This window comes from Mesorhizobium sp. WSM4809, from assembly GCF_055811655.1.
In genome coordinates this window covers 290,912-305,298 of record NZ_JBVVQW010000002.1, presented here as the reverse complement: position 1 = coordinate 305,298, position 14,387 = coordinate 290,912, and the positions used below count along the sequence as shown (strand labels likewise).

The window sequence follows — 14,387 nt, the reverse complement described above, 5'->3', positions numbered from 1 at the left end:
CCGGCGCCGACGCGCGGGCGCGCCGCCAGCCCGCGGCATCGTCCCCCGCGGCGACCGCCCAGCCGGCCCGGGCCGCCCCCCCGGCCCCCGCGCGGGGGGGGGGGGGGCCCCCCGCGCTTTCGGTCGAGCCGCGCGATGGGCGGCTTTGCGTGTTCATGCCGCCGGTCGAGGCGCTGGAAGACTATCTCGAACTGGTCGCTGCGGCCGAGAACGCGGCGAAGGCGATCGGCCTTCCCGTGCATATCGAGGGCTACGGCCCGCCTCACGATCCGCGCCTCAACGTCATCCGCGTCGCGCCTGATCCCGGCGTCATCGAGGTCAACATCCATCCTGCTTCCAACTGGCAGGATTGCGTGGCGACGACGACGGCGATCTATGAGGAAGCGCGGCAGACACGGCTTGGCGCCGACAAGTTCATGATTGACGGCCGCCACACCGGCACCGGCGGCGGCAACCATGTCGTGGTCGGCGGTGCGACACCCAATGACAGCCCCTTCCTGCGAAGGCCGGACCTGCTGAAGAGCCTGGTGCTGCAATGGCAGCGCCATCCGTCGCTGTCCTATCTGTTCTCCGGCCTGTTCATCGGGCCGACCAGCCAGGCGCCACGCTTCGACGAGGCGCGTCACGACTCGCTCTACGAGCTTGAGATCGCGATGGCGCAGGTACCGCATCCGGACCAGGGCAACGCACCCTTGCCATGGCTGGTCGACCGGCTGTTCCGCAATTTGTTGACCGACGTCACCGGCAATACGCATCGTTCGGAAATCTGCATCGACAAACTGTTTTCGCCGGACGGACCGACCGGTCGGCTGGGACTGGTCGAATTCCGCGGCTTCGAGATGCCGCCCAATGCACGCATGAGCCTCGCGCAGCAACTGCTTGTCAGGGCGATCATTGCCCGTGCCTGGAAGAGCCCGCTCGATGGCCGCTTCGTGCGCTGGGGCACCTCACTGCACGATCGTTTCATGCTGCCGCATTGTGTCTGGGCCGATTTCCTCGACGTGCTCGACGACCTCAAGCTCAACGGCTTCGAATTCAGGCCCGAATGGTTCGACGCCCAGCTCGAATTCCGCTTCCCCTTCTGCGGTCAGGTTCAGCATGCCGGCATCAAGCTGGAACTGCGGCAGGCGCTCGAACCCTGGCATGTCATGGGCGAGCAAGGCGCGATCGGCGGCACCGTGCGTTTCGTCGATTCCTCGGTCGAACGGCTGCAGATCAAGACCGAAGGGCTGAACCCGGAGCGTCACGCAGTTGTCTGCAACGGCCGCATCGTGCCTATGAAGGTCACCGACAATCGCGAAGTGGCGGTGGCGGGCGTCCGCTTCAAGGCCTGGCAGCCGGCATCGGGCCTGCATCCGGCGCTGCCGGTCAACACGCCGCTGGTCTTCGACATCTATGACCGCTGGTCGGGACGTGCGGTCGGCGGCTGCGTCTACCACGTCGCCCATCCCGGCGGGCGCAATTACGACACCTTTCCGGTCAATGGCAACGAGGCGGAAGCTCGGCGGCTCGCCCGCTTCGAACCGCGCGGCCATACGCCATCCGCCTATGTGATCCGTGAAGAACAACCGGCGGAAGATTTCCCGATGACCCTTGACCTTCGGCGGCCGGCAAGACTCTGATCAGCGATGGCAAAGGGGAATCACAAGAGGGGACGCGGCAAGCCGCAGACCCACAGCCTGCTGGAGCACTACCAGCCGATCGACGGCGTCGTCGACGAGATGGTCGATGCGTCAGGCAATCCTCGCCCGGCCTGGAAGCATTTTGTCGAGGCGCTCGAGGAACTTGGCGCTGAAAAGCTCGGCCAGCGCTTTGCCCGCGCCGACCAATATCTGCGCGATGCCGGCGTTTATTACCGCGTCTATGACAAGGCCGGTGCCAATGAGCGCGAATGGCCACTGGCGCATGTCCCGGTTCTCATCGAGGAGAGCGAGTGGGCGGCGATCAGCGCCGGCCTCGTGCAGCGCGCCGACCTGTTCGAGGAAACCATCGCCGATATCTACGGGCCGAACCGGCTGGTCGAGAAAGGCATCCTGCCGGCGGGATTGATCGCCGCCAGCCCCGAATATTTGCGGCCTGTCGTCGGCACCAGGCCGGCGGGCGGCCACTTCCTGCATTTCTGCGCCTTCGAACTCGGCCGCGGACCTGACGGCCAGTGGTGGGTGCTGGGCGATCGTACGCAGGCGCCGTCCGGCGCCGGTTTCGCACTGGAAAACCGCGTCGCCACCACACGCGCGCTGTCCGACATCTATGGCGAGATGCATGTGCACCGCCTTGCAGGCTTTTTCCGCCGTTTTCGCGACGCGCTGATCGGCATGGCCAAGGAGACCGACGGCCGCGTCGCCATCCTGACGCCGGGGCCGCTCAACGAAACTTATTACGAGCACGCCTACATCGCCCGCTACCTCGGCATCATGCTGCTCGAAGGCGAGGATTTGACCGTCTCCGGCAGCCGGCTGATGGTGCGCACGGTTTCCGGCCTGATGCCGATCAGCGTGTTGTGGCGGCGGCTCGACGCCGCCTTCGCCGACCCGCTGGAACTGCGCCCGGATTCGCAGATCGGCACGCCGGGCCTGGTCGAGGCGATCCGCCAGGGCGCGGTTGCTACCGTCAATGCACTGGGCTCCGGCCTGATGGAGACGCGCGCGCTGCTTGCCTTCCTGCCCAAGATTTCACGGGCCTTGCGGGGCGAGGAATTGCTGCTGCCAAGTGTCGCGACATGGTGGTGTGGGCAAGCTACCGAGCGCGCGCATGTGCTGGCCAATATCGATCGCATGGTGATCGGGCCGGCGCTGTCGACGAGGCTTGCCTTCGAGGACGACGATTCGACGAAGCTAGGCTCGGCTCTGTCGGCCGGTGAGCGGGCGGAACTGGTGGCGCGCATTGAACGTGACGGCGGCGATTTCGTCGGCCAGGAAGCGGTGACGCTTTCGACGACGCCCGTCTATGTCGGCGGCTGGCTGGAGCCGCGGCCAGCGAGCCTGCGCGTCTACCTGGCGCGAACGCCGGAAGGCTGGACGGTGATGCCGGGCGGTTTTGCCCGTATCGGCCTGTCGCTCGACCCGACGGCGATCGCCATGCAGCGTGGCGGCCAGGCGGCGGATGTCTGGGTTGTCAGCGACAAACCGGTGGAGCGCGAGACGCTGCTGCCGCAAGAAGGCGACAGTTTCAGCCGCACCAGGCCCGGCAGCCTGCCCAGTCGCGCGGCGGAGAACCTGACCTGGCTCGGCCGCTATATCGAGCGCTCGGAAGACACGGTGCGTATCCTGCGCGCCTACCATGTGCGGCTGGCCGAAACCTCCGACCCGGATATGCCGCTGCTCGCCGACATCAGGGATTATCTCGACCCTTTCGGCATCGATGTGGAGACAGCGATCCCGTCAGGGCTGATCGGCACGCTGGATAGTGCGGTCTACAGCGCCGGGCAGATCCGCGACCGCTTCTCGCCCGATGGCTGGCTGGCGCTGAAGGACCTGTCGAAAACCATCCATCAGTTCGCAACGACGGTCGCGCCCGGCGACGACGCGACCCGGGCGATGACAGTCATCCTGCGTAAGCTCGCCGGCTTTTCCGGCCTGCTGCACGAGAACATGTACCGCTTCGCCGGTTGGCGCTTCCTCGAGATCGGCCGCCGGCTGGAGCGCGGTATCCAGATCTCCCGCACGCTGTCGCGGCTGACCAGCGCCAAGGCGCCGGACGGCGCGCTGGACATGATGCTGGAGATCGGCGACAGCGTGATGACCCATCGCCGCCAATATCCGGTGCAGGCCGGTCGGCGCACGGTGATCGACCTGCTGGCGCTCGATCCGCTCAATCCGCGCTCGATCCTGTTCCAGCTCGAAAGGCTGAAAGCCGAAATCGGCCTGTTGCCGTCACTCGGCGGCGAGGGACAAATGTCGCCGGCGGCGAAGGAAATCCTGCAGCTCAACACCCAGATCGCCATCAAGGAGCCTTCGGATATGACGGCAAAGGCGCTGGACGACCTCGCCTTTGAAATCGGCGGCCTCTACAACAGCCTCGCCAAAGCCTATTTCGGCTAAGCAGGTTCCGCAAAAGTGTCGCACGGTTTTGCGACAAGAACCTGCGCAAAGGCAGAAAAATAGAACATGCTCTACGACATCAGGCTTCATCTGCATTACGATTACGCTGCAGCGGCCGGCGGCGGTCGTCATCAGGTGCGCGTACTGCCGTCGACGATATCAGGCGTGCAGCGTGTCATCGCCGCATCCCTGTCCTTTGCGCCGGCACCCAACGAACGTTCCGACTTTTCCGATTTCTTCGGCAACAACGTCACCTCGATCGCCTTTCGCGACGCGCATGACGCGCTCGACATCAGGATGAGCGCCCGCGTGTCGGTGTCTCGGCCCGAGCCCGGGCTCGACGTGTCGCCCGATATCGCCCGGCTGAGGCAAGAACTCGCCGCGATGCGGTCTCTGGCACCTGATGCACCGCACCACTTCCTGACGGCCAGCACCCATGCCGGCATCGACGATGCGATCACCGCTTACGCACGCGACAGCATCGCCGGCTCTGCCGCCGGCACGGCCGTGAGCCTGTGCAATCGCATCCATCGCGATTTCACCTATGACGGCGAAGCGACAACGGTGCGGACCCGGGCCAGTGATGCCTTCAAGTTGAAGCGCGGCGTCTGCCAGGACTTTTCACACATCATGATCGCCGGCCTGCGCGGGCTCGGTATTCCGGCCGGCTATGTCAGCGGCTTCTTGCGCACCATCCCGCCGAAGGGCAAGCCCCGGCTGGAAGGCGCCGATGCCATGCATGCCTGGGTCAAGGTCTGGTGCGGGCGCGATGCGGGCTGGCAGGAATTCGATCCGACCAACGGCATGCGGGCCAGCAACGACCATATCACCGTCGGCCACGGCCGCGACTATTCGGACGTGGCGCCGATCGTCGGCGTGCTCAAGACCACGGGGGGACAGGTTGGCGAGCAAGCTGTCGACGTCATTCCGGTCGTGCTCGAAAGAGCCTGAAGCAGGTCGTACACGCAGCGGTATTTGCGCCGCAATTCGGGATGGACAAGACTGCTTCTCAAATACCGATGCGGCCGCTAGTCTGTATTCGTTTCGGGGTGACGGTAGTTGTATCCTCAAGCGCATGGCGCGAGGTTTTGTAATTGAGAGCAATCAGCGTCGTCATTCCTGCCTGTAACGCGGCGGCGACCATTGCTGCAACGCTGGCATCGCTACGCAGCGAGGCCGAGATCATCGGCGAGATATTGCTGGTCGACGATGCGTCGACCGATGGCACGGCAACCATCGCGCGGGAGGCCGCGGCACAACTCTCGTTGCCGCTGCGCGTGCTGTCGGCCAAATGCCGCGATGCAGGCGGTGCCCGCAATTTGGCGCTGGCCGAAGCGGTCTATTCCTGGGTCTACCTGATCGATGCCGACGACCTGCATCTGCGGGGCGGGTTGCGCGCACTGCTCCGCAAGGCCCGGGAGCAGCCGGAGGCCGACATGATCGTGGGTGCCTACCGGCGACGGGTGAACGGCCAGGACCGGCAGATCAAGATGCCGAACGGCTATCAGGCTGCGTGCCTGGCAAATGCCTCGGCCTATGTGAAAGGCGACATACGTTCGGTCGCCGTGGGCAGCGTTCTGGCATCGCGGACCCTGATCGGCGAGACGCGGTTCCCCATCGGAATGGCCTATGACGAGGACACGCTGTTCTGGGCACGGCTGATGAGCAAGGCATCGCTCGCCATGGTCTCGCAACCTGTCATGGTCTATGAGGTTTCGCCGGTACGTTCCGATGACCGCTTTGCCCTCAACCCGGTGCGGCGCTTTCTGGACTGGCGCCGGGAACTGCGCACACTCACCGACTGCAACATCCCGTTGTCGGCGCTCAAGGCCAGGGAAGGGCTTGTCGCCCTCAAGATCGCCCGGGTCCACTATGCGCGCGGCGATCTGAGCACCGCGGCGCGCTTCCTGGCGGTAGCCGCGGCCGCGCCGAAGCGGCGCTCAGAAGCTTGGCGCTGCCTGCGCTACAGGTTCAAGCTCGCGGCGCGGCGGCGTTTGTCGGCGCCGCCGATCAAGCTGCAAGGCGCTCTGTAGGCGCCGGCCAGCGCGATATCGGCTCGAGGCGCTTTTCGGACGGCGGGTGGAACCAGGGGTCGGCCAGTGGCTTATCTACGGAATTCGCGTGGAGCCGACATGTTGCAAAAATCCGGATTGTCGCCCGGCCGACCGGCTGGCGAGGACGCTGTATCGCCAGATGGTGCGCCCAAAAACGGGGCACAAAGCTCGGCCGACCATGCGTCGCTTAGCTATGTCAGTGATGCTGAGCCCGGTATCCGGCGGCTGAAAACAGGCAAGGGGTTCTCCTACAAGGGACCGGACGGAGGAACAGTTTCGGACACTACCAGGGCCCGAATCGAGGCGATCGTCATTCCGCCGGCCTGGACGGATGTGTGGATTTCGCCGGACGCGGACGGCCATATCCAGGCAACCGGCAGGGACCAGCGCGGACGCAAGCAATATCGCTATCATCCGCAATGGGCCGAAGAGCGCGATGGTGCCAAATATTCGAGCCTGGTTGCTTTCGCCGAGAGCCTGCCGGACCTGCGGCACAGGATCGACAGCGATCTGCGCCGTCGTGGTCTGCCGTTCGAGCGTGTCGTCGCCGCGGTCGTCTGGCTGCTTGACAACACGATGATCCGGGTCGGCAATGCCGCCTACGCCCGCGACAACAAGAGTTTCGGGTTGACCACGTTGCGCGACCGGCATGTGGATATTGTCGGTTCAAGCCTGCGCTTTGCCTTCAAGGGCAAGTCGGGCAAGGAGTGGAAGCTGAAGCTGGTCGACCGCCGCATCGCCAGGATTGTGCGCGGCGCGCAGGACCTGCCAGGCCAGAAGCTGTTCCAGTATCTCGATGAGGACGGCAACAGACGGCCGGTCCGCTCCGAGGACGTCAACCGCTATATCCGTGAGGCGGTCGGCGACGCCTTCAGTTCGAAGCATTTCCGCACCTGGGGCGGCACCATTCACGCCGCGTCGCTGTTTGCCCAAACGGAACTGCCGCAAAGCCAGGCGCAGCGAAACAGGGCGATGAACAGCGTCATCGACAAGGTTGCCGAGCGGCTGGGCAATACGCGTGCCGTCTGCCGCAAATGCTATATCCATCCGCAGGTCTTCGAAGCGTGGTCCGAGGGGCGGTTGCTGAATGAAATGGCGCAAGCCAACAAACGCAAACGCTCCATCGATGGTCTCGATGACGAGGAAGCTCTCGTGCTGCGATGGCTGAAACTGGGAGAAAGCTGACCGGCGCGGCTGGCCGTGGCCAAATCCGTCCACATCTGGATTTTTTTATCGACGTCGTGTCGGGATCGGTCTTACTGTTTCGTCCTTTGACAGAGAAAAGGACCAGCCATGCTCTACGCAATCCTCTGCTATGCCTCCGAAGATGTAGTCTGCTCCTGGAGCAAGGCACAGGACGACGAGGTCATGGTCAATCTCCTCGACGTTCAGGACAAGTACGCCAAGGCTGGTCGGCTCGGCCCGGTGGCACGGCTTCTGCCGACGACCGCCGCGACGACCCTGAGAAAGGTCAAGGGCGAATCGGTCGTCATCGACGGGCCGTTCGCCGAGACCAAGGAACAGTTCCTCGGCTTCTACACGCTCGAATGCGCCGATCTCGACGAGGCGGTGGAGTTCGCCCGCGAGCTTTCCGAAGTCAACCCGAGCGGCGGCTCCTATGAGATCCGGCCGGTCTCGATCTTCAATCCCGCCAAGGTTTCCGCATGACCGAAATGGCCTGGATCAGCTCCGCGATCAGCGCCGCCCGCCCGCAGGCGATGGGTGCGCTGCTGCGTTATTTCCGCGATCTCGATACGGCGGAGGAAGCTTTCCAGGACGCGTGCCTCAGGGCGCTGAAGAACTGGCCGCAGAACGGGCCGCCGCGCGACCCGGCGGCGTGGCTGATCTTCGTCGGCCGCAACAGCGGCATCGATGCGGTGCGCAAGCGCGCCAAGCAGGCGCCGATGCCGGAGGAAGACCAGGTTTCGGATCTGGAGGACGCCGAGAGCGATATCGCAGAGCGGCTGGACGGGGCGCACTACCGCGACGACATATTGCGGCTGCTGTTCATCTGCTGCCATCCTGATCTGCCGGCAACGCAGCAGATCGCGGTGGCGCTGCGCATCGTCTCCGGTCTTACGGTCAAGCAGATCGCGCGCGCCTTCCTGGTTGGCGAAAGCGCCATGGAGCAGCGCATCACTCGCGCCAAGGCGCGCATTGCGGACGCCGGCGTGCCGTTCGAGACGCCGGGCGCGGTCGAGCGGTCGGAACGGCTCGCCGCCGTCGCCGCCATGGTCTACTTGGTCTTCAACGAGGGCTATTCGACCAACAGCGGCGAGGCGCCGGCCCGCGCACCGCTGTGCGAGGAGGCGATCCGGCTGGCACGGCTCCTGCTGCGGTTGTTCCAGACCGAGGCGGAGATCATGGGGCTGACGGCGCTGTTGCTTCTGCAGCATGCGCGCGCACCGGCCCGTTTCGACGAGAGCGGCGAGATCGTGCTGCTCGAAGACCAGGATCGCAGCCTGTGGAGCCGCAAGATGATCGATGAGGGGCTGGCGCTGGTCGACAAGGCGCTACGCCATCGCAAGCCCGGCCCCTACCAGGTGCAAGCGGCGATTGCCGCATTGCACGCGCGGGCCGAAAGGGCCGAGGATACCGACTGGAACGAGATCGACCTGCTCTATCGCTTGCTGGAGCAGATGCAGCCGTCGCCGGTGGTCACACTCAACCGGGCCGTCGCGGTCTCGAAGGTGCGTGGACCGGCAGAGGCGCTGGCCATGATCGAGCCGCTGGAAGAACGGCTTTCCGGCTATTTCCATTTTTTCGGCCTCAAGGGGGGCCTCTTGATGCAGCTCGACCGGGGCGACGAGGCGCGCGTCGCCTTCGACCGCGCCATAGCGCTTGCAAACACGGCGGCGGAAGCGGCACATATCCGCATGCATATCGACCGGCTGATCAGGGACGGTGCGGTACGCCCAGCGGCCAAGAAGGCAAACTGAGCGCCATCTGCCCCATCTGGCTCAATCGTGCAGTTTGGGCTTAGACCATGCCGGGGTGGTGATTTTCCCTTGAAACGAGTAATGCCACGCGATGATCGTGCCTGAGGTGCCTTTGTGCACGCGGGCAGCATGACGCCAGGCTTTGACCGGCATGCCTTTTGTGCATGTCGTTGTTCCAAAACCGGGGCACTTTTGGGCGACATGCATTATGAGCGACTGGATCTGAAAGGGACAAGAATGACGATAGGCAAGGAAACGACCGAACTGCTGGCGAAACTGGGTGTGGCCAAGGAGACGCTTGTCGGCGGCGACCTGATCGTGCGCAGCCCGGTGACGGGCGAGCAGATCGCGGCGCTGAGGACGATCTCGCCGGCCGAAGCGGCTAAGACCATCGATGCCGCGCACAAGGCCTTCCAGGCCTGGCGCATGGTGCCCGGCCCGCGGCGTGGCGAACTGGTGCGGCTGCTCGGCGAGGAGCTGCGCGCGCACAAGGCCGAGCTTGGCCGGCTGGTCTCGATCGAGGTCGGCAAGATCCCGTCCGAGGGGCTCGGCGAAGTGCAGGAGATGATCGACATCTGCGATTTCGCTGTAGGCCTCTCCCGGCAATTGTACGGCCTGACCATCGCCACCGAGCGCCCGGGCCATCGGATGATGGAAACCTGGCATCCGCTCGGCGTCGTCGGCGTCATTTCCGCCTTCAACTTCCCGGTGGCTGTGTGGTCGTGGAATGCAGCCCTGGCACTGGTCTGCGGCGACGCAGTGGTGTGGAAGCCGTCGGAAAAGACGCCGCTGACCGCACTTGCCTGCGAGGCTATCTTCAAGCGTGCGGTCGAGCGCTTCGGCGCGGACGCACCTGATGGCCTGGCGCCGGTGCTGATCGGCGACCGCGCCGTCGGCGAGATCCTGGTCGATCACCCCAAAGTGCCGCTGGTTTCGGCAACCGGCTCGACCCGCATGGGCCGCGACGTCGGCCCGCGGCTGGCCAAGCGCTTTGCGCGCGCGGTGCTGGAACTCGGCGGCAACAATGCCGGCATCGTCTGCCCGACCGCCGATCTCGACATGGCGCTGCGCGCGATTGCGTTTGGAGCGATGGGCACGGCCGGCCAGCGCTGCACGACGCTGCGGCGCCTGTTCGTGCATGACAGCGTCTACGACGCCTTGGTTCCGCGCCTCAAGAAGGCTTACGAGAGTGTGTCTGTCGGCAATCCGCTGGAGACCTCCTCGCTGGTCGGGCCGCTGATCGACAAGGCGGCCTTCGACGCCATGCAGAAGGCGCTGAAGGAAGCCGCTGCCCATGGCGGCAAGGTGACCGGCGGCACGCGGGTCGAGAACGGCCATCCGGATGCGTACTACGTGCACCCGGCGCTGGTCGAAATGCCAAGCCAGGTGTCACCGGTCACGGAAGAGACCTTCGCACCGATCCTCTACGTGATGAAATATTCGGATTTCGACGCGGTGCTCGACGAGCACAATGCCGTGGGGGCAGGCCTATCCTCGTCGATCTTCACCCGAGACCTGCAGGAATCCGAGCGTTTCCTGGGTGTCGACGGATCGGATTGCGGCATTGCCAATGTCAATATCGGTACCTCGGGCGCCGAGATCGGCGGTGCCTTTGGCGGCGAAAAGGAAACCGGGGGCGGCCGCGAGAGCGGCTCCGACGCATGGAAGGCCTATATGCGGCGCGCCACCAACACGGTGAACTATTCCAAGGCGCTGCCGCTCGCCCAGGGCGTGTCATTCGATATCGACTGAAAGGCTCGCCGGCTTGGGCATCCCCGCACGGGGGATGCCGCACCGGTCAGCTGCCTGCCGGCGAGTCGAAGGCCTTGACGAACGCGGCATCGATGATAGCCAGCTTGACGGCCTGGGCGGTCATGTATTCCCGGTAGAAATCGCCCGACACCCACATCACCGAATTGCCGCGCTGGCCAAGCCAGCCAACGCTGCCGAGGTCTTCGGCATCCCGCAGTTTGCGTGCCAGGTGGGTTCGCGACAGCTTGAGCCATTTGGCGAAATCGCCGATCGAGACGACGCCGGTCGGTATTTCAGCGAGGCCGGCATGGTCGGGATCGACGCCCGATATCAGCCAGTCAATGACGACGCCGCCATTGTTGAGCCAGGTGAACAGCGAAAAGGTCTGCCTGGGCTCGCGCACGGGGCTGGAGGAGATCAGGCCGTCGGCCACCAGCGGCTGCACCCTGGCGAGAGCATCGGGCCGCTCCAGAAACGTCGCCAGACGGTTCGCACCGTCGAGACTGTCCAGCGTGTGCAGGTGCGCCATCATCCAGCCGGCAACCGTCTCCAGCGTGTTCATCGTTGGCTGAATGGGGCGGATGCGGCCGTCCTGTGTTGCCGGCAGGTGCTCGATGAAATTGTAATGCAGCATCTCCTTGAGGAAGGCGTCGGCGGTGTTGCGGCTGGCGACGGAATTCTCCCGGATGACGTCGATGAAACGCGCCGCCGTCAACTGCTTGCGGTAATCATCGGGCTCCCGTCTGAAATGCAGGGCAAGGCCGATATGCGCCATCAACCAGCGCTGCTGGGTGGCAAATATCGAGGCAAGCCTCGGGTTCGTCCCATAGGCCTGGATCATCGCCTGCGCCTGGGCACGGACACAGCGATGCAATGCCGGGTGACCGGCAATATGGTCAAAGGTCTGCGTCATTCCCCCCATGCTCCGATCCAGCCTTACGGCCACGAAGACGCAGATCACATTTTCAGCCTTCACGGCCCGTGTCCAGACGCGCCCTGTCTATAACAGGTTATGATCGCCAGGAGACAAGGTTCTCGGTCCGGGCAGATATCGATCGCGCCGATCCTTCAGCGGTCTTCCGGGGCTGGAAAACAGGCGTCGAAGGCCGCATCGACAATGGCCAGTTTGGCGGCCTGGACGGTCATGTACTCCTGGTAGAAGGTGTTCGATACCCACATCACCGAATGGCCGCGCTGGCCGAGCCAGCCGATGCTGCCGAGTTCCTCGGCAGCGCGCAGCTTGCGGGCGAGGTGGGTCCGCGAGAGCTTGAGCCATCTGGCGAAATCTCCGATCGACACCACGCTGGTCGGAATCCGGTCCAGGCCGGCATGATCGGGGTCGATGCCCGACATCAGCCAGTCCATGACGATACCGCCATTGTTGAGCCAGATGAACAGGGAAAAGGTCTGGTTGGGCTCGCGCACCGGCTTGGAGGCAAGCAGGCCGTCCGCCACCAGAGGCTGCAGCCTGGCAACCATATAGGGCCGCTCCAGGAAGCTGGCCAGCCGGTCGGCACCATCGAGATGATCCAGCGTCCGCAGATGAGCAAGGACCCAGCCGGTGAAAGTCTGCACGGTTGCCGCCGTTGGCTGCAAGGGGTGCGTGCGCCCGTCGCCACCCGAAACGTACTCGGCGACATGATAGTGCAGCATCTCCTTGATGAAAGCGTCCGCCGTGTTGCGGCTGGCCACCGCGTGCTGGTGTACGAACTCGATGAAACGCGATACCGTCAGCTCCTTGCGGCGGTCGTGCGGATCGCGCCTGAAATGCATGGCAAGGCCGACATGACCCATCAGCCAACGCTGCTGCGTGGCGAAAATGGAAGCCAGTCGCGGGCTCGTTTCATAGATGTCGATCAGCGCCAACGACTGTGCCTGGACACAGCGATGCAGGGCCGGATGGCCGGCAATGTCTTCCAGATTCAGCGCCTTCCTCCTCATGTTCCGAGTTAACTCCAACAGCGGAGTCGCGTCTACATTTTCCAGCCTTCGATAGCTGTGTCCAGAGGCACCGAATGCGAAGAGCAAGCCCAACCCGAACATGGAGCCGGCCACGACCGGTTGATGGTGGGATCCGCTACCGGTTGTCATGCCCTGGGAAGCGGGCCGGTGATCTGCGGCTTGACGGGGATGGTGGAGAGTGAGTTACCGTGCCAAGTGCAATCGCGACAAAATCAGCCATCCAGCTGCGCGAACCGCGCCGCGCGTCAGTCTGCAGGGGCGTTTTCAACTGATCCATGGCGGCATCATCTCTCGCGCCCAATACGCGACCAAACCGGCCAGCTTTGGCCGGCCGGTTGGTACGATCGGCATCAGCCGCAGACGCGGACCTCTTCGATCACCCTGTGGTGGTGGCGCCAGTGCCTGACCAGTTCTTTGTGGCAGCGGTGATGCCGGTGGTGGCGGCGATATTCGCCGTACCGGTATCCGCCATTGTCATACTGAACGTCCTGGTCGCCATCATACTGATTGTCGTAATAGCGATCGCGGTGGTGACGGCGAATAACGATCCCACTATCGGAATCGTCATCCGGCAAATATCGGTCGTCATCGTCGGACTGGATGGTCACGCTTGCCGCGTGCGTCGGCGCAGTGATCGCCGCTGTCGCGGCCAATGCCAACAGGCAAGCCAGAATCAGCTTTTTCATCTCGTCCTCCTGCGCGTTCGAGACATGTTAACTCGGGGAAGAACTGGGCGTTCCGTCTAATTTTACACGCTTTGCGACGCGGAAGACATTAAGGCGTTATCGTCTACCCGCTCCAGGCGCACGAAGGCCGTCAGCGGCAGGTGGTCGGAGGCAACGCGCGAAAGCGGCGTGTCATGCGCGTTAATGGCGGCAATCATGCCGTGCCTGTTGGCCATGATCCGGTCGAGCGCCAGCAGTGGCAGGTTCGACGGGAAGGTGGGGACCGCCGGCGGCTGCGGGCCGAACGTTGCATGCAGCGTGTTGAGAGCGGAGCGGTTGCCAAGTCGCCATTCGTTGAGGTCGCCGAGCAGCAAGGTCGGTCTTTCGTCCGGGCTGTTCATCAGGTCGAGCACGACGCGCGCCTGCTGGGAGCGCGAGCGGCGCAGCAGGCCGAGATGGGCGGCGATGATGCGCAGCGTCTGGCTTCCATCGAGGTCGATCTCCGCCACCACCGCGCCGCGCGGCTCCAGTCCCGGAAGCTTGATCTGGTGCACGTCGCGAACGACGCCCTTCTTGAACAGCAAGACGTTGCCATGCCAGCCATGGCCCTTGCCGGTGGCCGAAATCGGCACCGGAACCAGGCCGGTTTCCCGTTCGAGCCGGGGCAGGTCGAGAAGCCCATTACGGTCGCCGAAGCGATTGTCGGCCTCCTGCAGCGCGATGAGATCCGGATCGATTTCGCGGATGACGCGGATGGTCCGTTCCGGGTCGAATTTCCTGTCGACGCCGATGCATTTGTGGACATTGTAGGAGGCAACCAGCGTGCCGGTGGTGGCTGTCGTCTTGAGTGCGGCGGCATTCGCTTTCTGCATCCGGCGGTCACGAAGGGACAGAAGCATGGTTGCCGGGAGGCTGCGTCCAATTCTGTGCATCTCTGTGCTGCTCGTCCTCGCTGGCATCAATTCAGAAGCCGGA

The 14,387-nt window shown here is 64.2% G+C and carries 12 protein-coding genes; 8 read left to right on the top strand and 4 right to left on the bottom strand.

Annotated features, from left to right (window positions below):
• The 8 genes from AC0L24_RS05980 to amaB all read left to right on the top strand — a co-directional run.
• Positions 1 to 1,622 (top strand): transglutaminase family protein (locus tag AC0L24_RS05980; protein ID WP_473563558.1); only part of this gene is annotated, 1,622 nt, incomplete at its 5' end.
• 6 nt (positions 1,623 to 1,628) lie between these two features.
• The gene (locus AC0L24_RS05975) at positions 1,629 to 4,040 is read left to right on the top strand and encodes a circularly permuted type 2 ATP-grasp protein (protein ID WP_473563557.1); all 2,412 of its coding nucleotides are present in this window, start codon (positions 1,629 to 1,631) and stop codon (positions 4,038 to 4,040) included.
• Between the two features lie 66 nt (positions 4,041 to 4,106).
• A complete protein-coding gene (locus tag AC0L24_RS05970) occupies positions 4,107 to 4,991 on the top strand; it encodes a transglutaminase family protein (RefSeq protein WP_127270501.1) in 885 nt (294 codons plus the stop codon).
• 143 nt (positions 4,992 to 5,134) lie between these two features.
• On the top strand, positions 5,135 to 6,073 hold the full coding sequence (locus AC0L24_RS05965; RefSeq protein WP_128289212.1) for a glycosyltransferase family 2 protein: 939 nt from the start codon (positions 5,135 to 5,137) through the stop codon (positions 6,071 to 6,073).
• 99 nt (positions 6,074 to 6,172) lie between these two features.
• Positions 6,173 to 7,279 (top strand): DNA topoisomerase IB, encoded by a 1,107-nt coding sequence (locus AC0L24_RS05960; protein WP_128289213.1) that lies wholly within the window; start codon positions 6,173 to 6,175, stop codon positions 7,277 to 7,279.
• 108 nt (positions 7,280 to 7,387) lie between these two features.
• Positions 7,388 to 7,762 carry a YciI family protein gene (locus AC0L24_RS05955; RefSeq protein ID WP_128289214.1) on the top strand — a complete coding sequence of 125 codons (375 nt, stop codon included), beginning with the start codon at positions 7,388 to 7,390 and terminating at the stop codon, positions 7,760 to 7,762.
• Positions 7,759 to 9,033: an RNA polymerase sigma factor gene (locus AC0L24_RS05950; RefSeq protein WP_127809438.1), complete on the top strand. Its 1,275-nt coding sequence runs from the start codon at positions 7,759 to 7,761 to the stop codon at positions 9,031 to 9,033. The genes AC0L24_RS05955 and AC0L24_RS05950 overlap by 4 nt, the downstream gene beginning before the upstream one ends.
• A gap of 237 nt (positions 9,034 to 9,270) precedes the next feature.
• Positions 9,271 to 10,785, top strand: coding sequence for an L-piperidine-6-carboxylate dehydrogenase (gene amaB, locus AC0L24_RS05945; RefSeq protein WP_127809439.1), 1,515 nt, complete (start codon positions 9,271 to 9,273; stop codon positions 10,783 to 10,785).
• A 46-nt stretch (positions 10,786 to 10,831) separates the two neighbouring features.
• Here amaB and AC0L24_RS05940 read toward each other — a convergent pair whose 3' ends face one another.
• The 4 genes from AC0L24_RS05940 to AC0L24_RS05925 all read right to left on the bottom strand — a co-directional run bounded on the left by AC0L24_RS05940 (position 10,832) and on the right by AC0L24_RS05925 (position 14,344).
• Entirely contained in the window at positions 10,832 to 11,698 is an 867-nt protein-coding gene (locus AC0L24_RS05940) for a hypothetical protein (RefSeq protein ID WP_128289215.1), read from the bottom strand.
• A 155-nt stretch (positions 11,699 to 11,853) separates the two neighbouring features.
• Positions 11,854 to 12,726 (bottom strand): hypothetical protein, encoded by an 873-nt coding sequence (locus AC0L24_RS05935; protein ID WP_473563556.1) that lies wholly within the window; start codon positions 12,724 to 12,726, stop codon positions 11,854 to 11,856.
• Positions 12,727 to 13,097: 371 nt separating this feature from the next.
• On the bottom strand, positions 13,098 to 13,433 hold the full coding sequence (locus tag AC0L24_RS05930) for a hypothetical protein (RefSeq protein ID WP_127809442.1): 336 nt from the start codon (positions 13,431 to 13,433) through the stop codon (positions 13,098 to 13,100).
• Between the two features lie 62 nt (positions 13,434 to 13,495).
• On the bottom strand, positions 13,496 to 14,344 hold the full coding sequence (locus tag AC0L24_RS05925; RefSeq protein ID WP_292133772.1) for an endonuclease/exonuclease/phosphatase family protein: 849 nt from the start codon (positions 14,342 to 14,344) through the stop codon (positions 13,496 to 13,498).
• Positions 14,345 to 14,387: the final 43 nt, after the last annotated feature.